The organism is Mesorhizobium sp. M7A.F.Ca.CA.002.05.1.1, from assembly GCF_003998335.1.
GTDB lineage: Bacteria > Pseudomonadota > Alphaproteobacteria > Rhizobiales > Rhizobiaceae > Mesorhizobium.
This window is the reverse complement of the sequence record NZ_RZQI01000707.1, coordinates 1-3,183: the sequence shown is the minus strand read 5'-3', so window position 1 is coordinate 3,183 and position 3,183 is coordinate 1. Positions and strand designations below refer to the sequence as shown.

Genomic DNA, 3,183 nt, shown 5'->3' with positions numbered 1-3,183 from the left:
CCTTTGACGCCTAGCGAAATCCTGACATTGCGCCGACCGCAGGCGAACAATCGATCCGGGCAGTTGCCGCGATGAATGGAGAACTGATGGAGCATCGAAAGCCTCACCGCGCGCCGCTGCCGTTCCACGCCTACTCGTCCTTCAACAAGAGGGGCGGGAAGGCGGTCGACATCGTGACCAGGCGCCGCAACAAGGCGCTCGACATGTACCAGGAGATGAGCACCTACGAGACCATTGCAGAGTCTCTAGACATTTCGCCTACCACAGTCGTCCAATACGTGAAGCGAGCCCGAGACAAGGGTGATGTCAGGGCAAAGCGGCCCTTCAAACACCGGGGCCGGCTCCTCGCCCTCCAAAGGCGGAAAGCGATCAACGACATGAAGGCGCTAGGCATGTCAGCCCGACAGATTTCGAAGCAGCTCGGCATCAATGTGCGGCTTGTGCAGATCAGGCTGAAGGAGTCGGGCAATGGCACGGCCAAGTGAGTTCACCCAGGAGATAGCCGATACCATTTGCCAGAGCCTGGCAGAGGGGAACAGCCTGCGGTCGATCTGTGAAGCCGACGACATGCCGTCGAAAGCGACTGTGTTCAATTGGCTGCTCAATCCGGCCCGCGCAGCGTTTTTTGACCAGTACGCGCGGGCGCGCGAACTCCAGGCAGACACCCACGTCGACGAAATGCCGGATATCGCCGACGACAGCAGCAACGACTACATGACCAAGGTCAACGGCGACGGAACGACCACCGAACAGCTCAACAGCGAGAACATCCAGCGCTCGCGGCTTCGCATCGACACGCGCAAATGGATTGCTGAGCGCATGCGGCCGAAGAAGTACGGCGCCAAGGTGGCGCTCACTGACGGCGAGGGCGGCCCGCTAGTGGTTCAAGTGCTGAAGCTGGCGGACCAGGAAGCACAGGCGAATGCCGACAATCCAGCTACCTAACGCCGGCTGGCGGCCTCGCTGGTATCAGAAGAAGGCATGGGACACGTGGGAGCAGGGGTGTAAGCGCCAGCTCCTATTCTGGCACCGCCGCGCCGGCAAGGACGAGATAAATCTGAACATGCATGCCGTGTCCGCCCATGAGCGTCCCGGCACGTATTGGCACATGCTCCCCGAGGCCGCCCAGGCGCGCAAGGCGATATGGAACGCGATCAACCCGCATTCGGGCAAGCGCCGGCTGTTCGAGGCCTTCCCAGAGCCTCTAATCGAGAACATGAATGACAATGAAATGTTTGTCCGCTTCAAGGTCGGGTCGACTTTCCAGGTCGTTGGCAGCGACAACTTCAACAGCCTGGTTGGATCGCCACCAGTCGGAATCACCTTTTCGGAATGGGCATTGGCGAAGCCGGCGGCGTGGGCGTACCTGTCGCCCATCCTGGCGGAAAATGGCGGCTGGGCTTCGTTCATCACCACGCCACGTGGCAACAATCACGCCAAGGGCATGCTGGACGCCACAAAGGGCAACGCCTTTGATCCGCTGTCGAACCCGCGCGGCTGGTTCACCGAAGTCCTGGGCGTTGACGCGACACAGGCGATTTCGGAAGAGGACATTGAAGAGCAGCGGGTGATCTATACCGGCCTGTTCGGCAAGGAGATTGCGGATCTCCTGATAGACCAGGAATTCTATTGCTCGTTCGCGGGCGCGCTCGTCGGATCATATTGGGGCGCCGAAGTTGCCAAGGCAGAGCGGGACGGGCGCATTGGTCGTCCGATTGCGGTCAACCCGGCCTATCCGGTTCATACAGTATGGGACCTGGGCAAGGCGGCCAACAATCCGATTTGGTGTTTTCAGGTCATCGACGGTACGCCCATTATCGTCGATTTCTATCTACCCGACAGCGAAGACCTCTCAGACTGGTGCAAATGGCTCGACGACCAGGGCTACAAGGGCAACGACTACGTTCCGCACGATATCCTGCACCCGCAATGGGGAACGGCTCGCACGCGGCTGCAAACGCTGAAGGATCATGGTCGCAAGCCGAAGATGGTCGGCATTGCGAGCTTTGCTGATGGGGTGAATGCCGGCCGGCAGACTATCAAGCTTGCCCGGTTCGCAAACAATGAGCGCGTGGCCGATGGCATCGAGGGCCTGAAGGCTTTCCGCCGCGAGTGGGACGATGACAAGAAATGCTTCCGGGACGTGCCGGTGAAGAACTGGGCCGAACACTACGCGTCCGCCTTCCGGTATCTGGGCCTCGCATGGCGTGAGGCAATAGTTGCGGTGGTGAAGTCTGAAGGTGACAAGGGCGCCTACCAGGCTATGCCGGACGGCTCAATCCGCAGCAACCAGTCGGTGAAGGAAGCCGTTGACGCCATGGTCAGGCGTCGTCGAGGCAATCGCTAAGACTGCCCGCCGCCGGGTAGCGGCGGGCAGCACCTATCGAGGACTCCCGATACAGAATCCGCTAAAGTTGCGGCGCTGGGGGTTGCCGTCTAAGGTTGGAAACACCAACTTCGGATTACCCGAAGAAGGCGAGGACGAAGTAGATCACGCCGTTTGCGACATGCAGCAAACTCAGCGTGAGATAGGCCCAGACAGCCATTTAAGATTTCACCTCCTTTCTCGGTTGTCGGGAGAGCAGCGGTCCAGGCTGCTCTCCCGAACCACCTCATAAAGGTGTAGATAGGCGCATCGTCAATGTTTCCCAAATTATTGGGCGGCAATCCGACAGAATAACCGAACGAATACAAGGGGATAAACTTTTTCTAATGGTGGCGTCGTTCTTTGGCGAATGACGCAATCCAAGTAGCTTATCTTTTCGTAGAGGCACCAGCACCCTAGCGCCGACCAATAGAATTGGAGCGGCCATGCCTCGCGCTGGTGGAGTATATTCGGCCCCTCCGGGGACCGCTGGAACACCGAACACAACGATCGAAAGCGCGAAATACAACGCGCTTGTGGCCGATCTTGTCGCCGATGCCAACGCGGCAAGGCCACTGACGGCTGGCGGCTCGGGCGCCGCGACGGCCGTAGGCGGCAGCGACAATTTCAACGCCGCCGGCACCAACATGGCATCGGCGGCAACCGTCAATCTTGCCAATGCGACGGGTGTCGCGGTTACGGTCACCGGAACCGTCGCGATTACCGCCTTCGGCACTGTGGCCGCTGGCGCCGAGCGCGTCCTGACGTTCGCGGGCATTCTCACGCTGACCCACAACGCAACCAGCTTGATCCTGCCT

General features: G+C 59.8%; 3 protein-coding genes and 1 pseudogene. All 4 read left to right on the top strand.

Going from position 1 to position 3,183, the window contains the following annotated elements:
* The first annotated feature begins 86 nt into the window (after positions 1-86).
* Positions 87-485: an HTH domain-containing protein gene (locus tag EN939_RS27045; protein WP_127270804.1), complete on the top strand. Its 399-nt coding sequence runs from the start codon at positions 87-89 to the stop codon at positions 483-485.
* The gene (locus EN939_RS27040) at positions 469-945 is read left to right on the top strand and encodes a hypothetical protein (protein WP_027036518.1); all 477 of its coding nucleotides are present in this window, start codon (positions 469-471) and stop codon (positions 943-945) included. The genes EN939_RS27045 and EN939_RS27040 overlap by 17 nt, the downstream gene beginning before the upstream one ends.
* Positions 923-2,347 (top strand): hypothetical protein, encoded by a 1,425-nt coding sequence (locus tag EN939_RS27035; RefSeq protein ID WP_127270802.1) that lies wholly within the window; start codon positions 923-925, stop codon positions 2,345-2,347. Before EN939_RS27040 ends, EN939_RS27035 begins: the two co-directional genes overlap by 23 nt.
* 554 nt (positions 2,348-2,901) lie before the next feature.
* A pseudogene (locus EN939_RS39345) lies at positions 2,902-3,183 on the top strand (hypothetical protein); the annotation flags it as partial.